This is a genomic window from Methylobacter luteus IMV-B-3098 (assembly GCF_000427625.1).
GTDB classification, from domain to species: Bacteria; Pseudomonadota; Gammaproteobacteria; order Methylococcales; family Methylomonadaceae; genus Methylobacter; species Methylobacter luteus.
Map to the genome: position 1 here is coordinate 4,173,130 of NZ_KE386569.1, position 7,250 is coordinate 4,180,379.

General features: G+C 64.3%; 1 protein-coding gene. It reads left to right on the plus strand.

Annotated features, from left to right (window positions below; translation table 11 throughout):
* Positions 1-59: 59 nt before the first annotated feature.
* On the plus strand, positions 60-7,250 hold a 7,191-nt coding region (locus METLU_RS26950; protein ID WP_456237701.1), incomplete at its 3' end, for an amino acid adenylation domain-containing protein.

Consider the following 7,250-nt stretch of genomic DNA (forward strand, 5'->3'; position numbering starts at 1 on the left):
CCCTGCTGGAACTCCCGAGCGACCGGCCGAGGCCGGCGCAACAGGACTATGCCGGCGCCCTGCAGGCCGTCCGGCTGGAAGCCGACCTCAGTGCGCAGCTCAAAGCCTTCAGCCAGCGGCACGGCGTGACCCTGTTCATGACCCTGCTGGCCGGCTGGGCCCTGACGCTCTCGCGGCTCTCGGGCCAGGCCGATGTGGTGATCGGCACGCCCTCGGCCAACCGGGGCCGGTCCGAAATCGAAGGCCTGATCGGCTTCTTCGTCAATACCCTGGCCCTGCGGATCGACCTGTCGGATTCGCCCACGGTCGCGGCCCTGATCGAACGCGTCAAGATCCAGACCCTCAATGCCCAGGCCCACCAGGACATTCCGTTCGAACAGATCGTCGAAATCGTGCAACCGGTGCGCAGCCTCGCGCATGCCCCGTTGTTCCAGGTCATGTTTGGCTGGCAAAACACGCCCGGCTGGGAACTGAGTCTGCCCGGTCTCAGCCTGGCGCCGGTGGACGTGGCGCACGCCAGCGCCCAATTCGACCTGAGCCTCTTGCTGAAAGAAGACGGCGACGCCATCGTCGGCAGTCTCGAATATGCCACGGCGCTGTTTGACCCTGATACCGTCGCTCGTTACCTGGGCTACTGGCAAGCCTTGCTGGCCGGCATGGTGGCGGACGACAGCCAAGCTGTTGCCTGCCTGCCGATGCTCAGCGAGGCCGAGCGCCGCCAGGTGCTTTACGGCTGGAACGCCACCCAGGCCGACTATCCCCAGGACCGCTGCGTCCACGAACTGTTCGAGACGCAAGTGCGGAACACACCCGAGGCCGACGCCGTGGTATGGGACGGCGGGCGGCTGAGCTACGCCGAACTCAACGTTAAAGCCAATCAGCTGGCGCACCATTTGCGCCGCCTGGGCGTCGCGGCCGGCGATTTCATCCCGGTCGTTATGGCACGCAGTGTGGACATGCTGGTGGCGCAGCTGGCCGTACTTAAGAGCGGCTGCGCCTATGTACCGATCGATCCCGAGTTTCCAGCGGATCGGCAGGCGTTCATGATTCAGGATTGCCAAGCCAGGCAGGTGATCATTGCGGGAAACAGCGCAGCCGGCCAGGACTGGCCAGGCGTTCAGGTGCTTGACCTGGCGCAGGCAAACGAAGCCATCGCCCATTGCTCATCGGCCGATTTACGCCTGCAGAGAGCTGCCGATACCCCGGCGTATATCATGTACACCTCAGGATCGACAGGCGTGCCCAAGGGCGTGATCGTTCCACACCGCGCGATCAACCGGCTCGTGATCAACAATGGCTATGTGCAGATTGAGCCGGCAGATTGTATCGCACACTGCAGCAATCCCGCTTTCGATGCCTCGACCTTTGAAATCTGGGGAGCTTTATTAAACGGTGCGCGCATATTGATTATTCCGCAATCCGCCGTTCTTGAGCCTGAAACGTTCGCCCATATTCTTACCGAGCAGGGCGCGACGACCCTGTTTTTGACGACGGCGCTGTTCAATCAATATGCCGTCATATTGCCTACGGCACTGGCTCGATTAAAACACTTGCTCTTTGGCGGCGAGAGATCCTCGCCACTTATTGTGAAGCGGTTCCGGGACAGCCAGCCTCAATGTCACTTGATTCATGTCTACGGCCCCACTGAAACCACGACCTTCGCGACTTCCTATTCAGTTGAAGCCATCGCCGAGCAGGCCGAAAGCATTCCCATTGGCCGTCCGATCGCGAACACCCAGATCTACATCCTGGACGACCAGCTGCAACCGGTGCCTATCGGCGTAGCGGGCGAGATCTACATCGGTGGACCGGGCGTGGCGCAGGGCTACCTGAACCGCCCCGAGCTGACCGCCGAGCGTTTCATCGCCGATCCGTTCGTCAACGAGCCTGGCGCACAGCTTTACAAAACGGGTGATTTAGGCTGTTGGCGTGCCGATGGCAACATCGAATTTCTGGACCGCAACGACTTCCAGGTCAAGATCCGTGGTTTCCGCATCGAGCTGGGCGAGATCGAGGCCCGGCTGGCCGAATACTCCGGGGTACGGGAAACGGCGGTGCTGGCCCGCGAGGACGGTCCCGGCGGCAAACGGCTGGTGGCCTATTACACCGGCGATGCCGAAATGACGGTCGACAGTCTGCGCGCCCATCTGGCCGAGACATTGCCCGAGTACATGGTGCCCGCGGCCTTCGTGCAGCTGGAAGCGCTGCCGCTGACCGCCAACGGCAAGCTGGACCGCAAAGCCCTGCCGGCGCCGGAGGGCGACGCCTACGCCGTGCGCGGCTATGAAGCGCCGCACGGCGAGACCGAACAGGCCCTGGCGGCTATCTGGGCCGAGCTGCTCAAGGTCGATCAGATCGGCCGTCACGACAATTTCTTCGAACTGGGCGGGCATTCGCTGCTGGCCGTGACGCTCATCGCACGCATGCGCCAGGCCGGGCTGAATACCGATGTACAGTCCTTGTTCACCGCACCGACGCTGGCCGGGCTGGCTGCCGCAGTCGGCGGCGGTTCCCGGCAGGTTCTGGTCCCGCCTAACGGCATTCCGGCCGGCTGCACGGTCATTACCCCGGACATGCTGCCGCTGGTTACCCTGGCGCAGGCCGATATCGACCGCATCACGGCCGCCGTGCCGGGCGGGGCGGCCAACGTGCAGGACATCTATCCGCTGGCGCCGCTGCAGGAAGGCATTCTGTTCCACCACCTGATGGACTCCGAAGGGGATGCCTACCTGCTGCCGCACCTGATGGGGTTCGACACGCGCGAACGTCTCGATGGTTTCCTGAACGCCCTGCAGGCCGTGATAGCACGCCACGATATCCTGCGCACTTCCATGGCCTGGGAAGGCCTGCCGGAACCGGTACAGGTGGTCTGGCGCTCAGCGAAACTGGCGATTGAGGAGGTCGTCATTGACCCTGAAGCAAATGATGCGGCCGAACAATTGTCGGAACGTTACGATCCGAGACATTATCGCGTCGACGTGAGGGTCGCGCCGATGATCAACAGCTTCATCGCCTATGACCCTGGGAAAGGGCGCTGGCTGCTGTTGCTGTTGACTCACCATCTGGCGCTCGATCACACCGCGCTGGCCATTCTGCTGGAAGAGATCCGGATGCACCAGTTGGGCCAGGCAGAACAACTGCCGGCGCCGCTGCCGTTCCGCAATTTCGTCGCGCAGGCCCGGCTGGGGATGAAGCCGGAAGAGCACGAAGCCTTCTTCCGCGGCATGCTGGCGGATGTCGATGAGCCGACCGCGCCGTTCGGTCTGCTCGACGTCCTGGGCGACGGCAGCCGGATTCAGGAAGTCGAGATGACCGTCGCCACGGACCTGGCGCGCCGGCTGCGGGAACAGTCCCGAACCCTGGGCATCAGCGCCGCCAGCCTGTTCCATCTGGCCTGGGCCGCAGTGTTGGCGCGGACCTCGGGGCGCGATGACGTGGTGTTCGGCACGGTCCTGTTCGGGCGCATGCAGGGCGGCGAAGGCGCCGGGCAGGTGCTGGGGATGTTCATCAACACCCTGCCGTTGCGAGTGCAGCTGGCCCAGGGCAGTGTCCTGGACCAGGTCCGTGACGTGCAGAGTCGGCTGGCTAGTCTGCTGAGGCATGAACATGCGCCGCTGAGCCTGGCGCAACGCTGCAGCGGCGTGCAGGCCCCGGCGCCGCTGTTCAGCGCACTGCTCAACTACCGGCACAGCCAGGACGACGCCTCGACAGACAGCGCCGCTGCCTGGCAGGGCATCGAAACCCTGTCGGGCGAAGAGCGCACCAACTACCCGATCGTGCTGGATGTGGACGACCTGGGCGAAGGGTTTTCGCTGACGGCGCAAACCCTGCCGCCGGTGGCGCCGGAACGGCTGTGCGCGATGATGCACACGGCGCTGGAGAACCTGATAGCCGCCCTGGAAAGCGCACCGGACACCGCCATGGGCCGCATCGGCGTCCTGCCGGAGGCCGAGCGCCGTCAGGTGCTTTACGACTGGAACGCCACCCAGGCCGACTATCCCCGGGACCGCTGCCTTCATGAACTGTTCGAGACGCAAGCGCAGCATACGCCGGATGCGGTCGCCGTGGTGTTTGAAGACCAGCAACTGACCTATGCTGAACTCAACGTTCGGGCCAACCGCCTGGCGCACTACCTGCGCAGTTTAGGCGTAGGACCCGATGTATTGGTAGCGATCTGCGCCGAGCGCAGTCTGGAGATGGTGGTGGGCCTGCTGGGCATCCTGAAGGCGGGCGGTGCCTATGTGCCGCTGGATCCCGCTTATCCGGCGGATCGGCTGGCCTACATGCTGGCTGATGCCGCTCCCAAGGTGCTGCTGACGCAAGAGCGGCTCCAGGGCCTCTTGCCCCAGACCGATGCCCACGTGCTTGCATTGGATAGCGATTGGCGCCGGATCGCTGTAGAGCCGGACACGAGCTTGACACCGCAGTCACTGGGCCTGATGCCGCACCATTTGGCCTACATGATCTACACTTCCGGCTCGACCGGGCAGCCTAAAGGGGCGATGAACGAACACCGCGGTGTGGTCAACCGGCTCAACTGGATGCAGAAAGCCTACGGACTGACATCCGACGATGCCGTCCTGCAAAAAACCCCTTTCAGCTTCGATGTCTCGGTCTGGGAATTTTTCTGGCCGTTATTCACCGGCGCACGTCTGGTGATGGCGAAACCGGAAGGCCACAAAGACCCGGTCTATCTCAGCGAGCTCATCCGGCAGCAGCGCATCACCACGCTGCACTTCGTGCCGCCGATGCTGCAAATCTTTCTGGAGCACGGCAAAGTCGCGGACTGCGCCAGCTTGCGGCGGGTGATCTGCAGCGGCGAAGCTTTGCCCGTGGCGTTGAGCAACCGTTTTCATGAACTGCTCAAGCAGACGGAATTGCACAATCTCTATGGCCCGACCGAAGCTGCCATAGACGTTACCGCCTGGGCCTGCGAGGCCGGAGCTTCGACGAGCAGCATCCCGATCGGCAGGCCGATCGACAACACCCGGATCTACATCCTGGATGCGCAGGGCGAACCGGTACCGGTCGGNGTGCCCGGTGAACTGTTCATCGGCGGCGTCCAGGTCGNCCGNGGNTACCTGAACCGGCCCGAACTGACCGCCGAGCGCTTCATCGCCGACCCGTTCAGCAACGATCCCNAGGCGCGGCTGTACAAGACCGGCGACCTGGTTCGCTGGCGGGAAGACGGCAGCATCGAGTATCTGGGCCGCAACGACTTCCAGGTCAAGATCCGCGGCTTCCGCATCGAGTTGGGCGAGATCGAGGCCCGGCTGGCCGAACATCCGGCGCTCCGGGAAACGGCGGTGCTGGCCCGCGAGGATGGTCCCGGCGGCAAACAGCTGGTGGCCTACTACACCGGCGATGCCGACGTGACGGTGGACAGCCTGCGCGCGCATCTGGCCGAGACGCTGCCAGACTATATGGTGCCCGCCGCCTTCGTGCATCTGGAAGCGCTGCCGCTGAGCCCGAATGGCAAGCTGGACCGCAAGGCACTGCCGGCGCCCGATGCCGGNGCCCTGCAAACGCGGCAGTATGAAGCGCCGCAAGGCGAGACCGAACAAGCCCTGGCGGACATCTGGGCCGAGTTGCTCAAGATCGACCAGGTCGGCCGTCACGATAATTTCTTCGAACTGGGCGGGCATTCCTTGCTGGCCGTGACCCTCATCGCACGCATGCGCCAGGCCGGGCTGGCTACCGACGTACGGGCCTTGTTCGCCGCACCGACGCTGGCCGGGCTGGCGGCGCTGGCCGACAACGGCAGCCATGCCGAGCAACTGGTCGTCCCGGCCAACCGCATTCCGACCGACTGCACAGCCATTACCCCGGAACTGCTGCCTCTGGTTACCCTGGAACAGGCCGATATTGATCGCATCACGGCTTCTGTGCCGGGCGGGGCGGCCAACGTGCAGGACATCTATCCCTTGGCGCCGCTGCAGGAAGGCATTCTGTTCCACCACCTGATGGAGTCCGACGGGGATGCGTATCTGGAACCGGTCCTGATGGCGTTTGACACGCAGGAACGCCAGGACGGTTTTCTGGCCGCTTTGCAGGCCGTGATCGAGCGCCACGATATCCTGCGCACGTCCGTAGCTTGGGAAGGCCTGCCGGAGCCCGTGCAGATCGTGTGGCGCGAGGCGAAGTTAAAGGTCGAGCATGTTGTCATTGGCCCTGAAGCCGGCGATGCCGCCGAACAATTGCTGGAACGTTACGATACGAGACACTATCGCATCGACTTGAGAGCTGCCCCGTTGATCAACGGGTTCACCGCCTATGACCCCAGGAAGGGGCGTTGGCTGCTGTTGCTGTTGACTCACCATTTGGCGCTCGATAACACCGCGCTGGGCATCCTGCTGGAGGAGATCCAGATGCACCAGCTGGGCCGGGCAGATCGACTGCCTGCGCCGCTGCCGTTCCGCAACTTCGTCGCGCAAGCCCGGCTGGGGATGAAGCCGGAAGAACACGAAGCCTTTTTCCGCGGGATGCTGGCGGATGTCGACGAGCCGACCGCGCCGTTCGGCCTGCTCGACGTGCGAGGTGACGGTTCAGGAGTCGAAGAAGCGAAGCAAGATCTCGACCTCGATCTTGCCCGACGTCTGCGGGAGCAAGCACGGGCATTGGGCATCAGCGCCGCCAGCCTGTTCCATCTGGCCTGGGCCACGGTGTTGTCGCGGACCTCGGGGCGCGATGACGTGGTGTTCGGCACGGTACTGCTCGGGCGCATGCAGGGCGGCGAGGGCGCCGACCGGGTGCTGGGCATGTTCATCAATACCCTACCGCTGCGGGTGCAGGCGGCCCAGGGCAGTGTCCTGGACCAGGTCCGCGACGTGCAGCTGCGGCTGGCCAGTCTGCTGCGCCATGAACATGCGCCGCTGAGTCTGGCGCAGCGCTGCAGCGCCGTGCAGGCGCCGGCGCCGCTGTTCAGCGCACTGCTCAACTACCGGCACAGCCAGGACGACGCCTCGGCCGACAGCGCCACCGCCTGGCAGGGCATCGAACTCCTATCGGGCGAAGAGCGCAGCAACTATCCGATCGTGTTATCCGTGGATGACCTGGGCGAAGGCTTCTCGCTGACGGCGCAAACCCTGCCGCCGGTGGCGCCGGAACGGCTGTGCGCCCTGATGCATACGGCGCTGGACAACCTGATCACGGCCCTGGAAAGCGCACCGGATACCGCCATGCGTCGGATCGGCGTGCTGCCGGAGGCCGAGCGCCGCCAGGTGCTTTACGACTGGAACGCCACCCAGGCC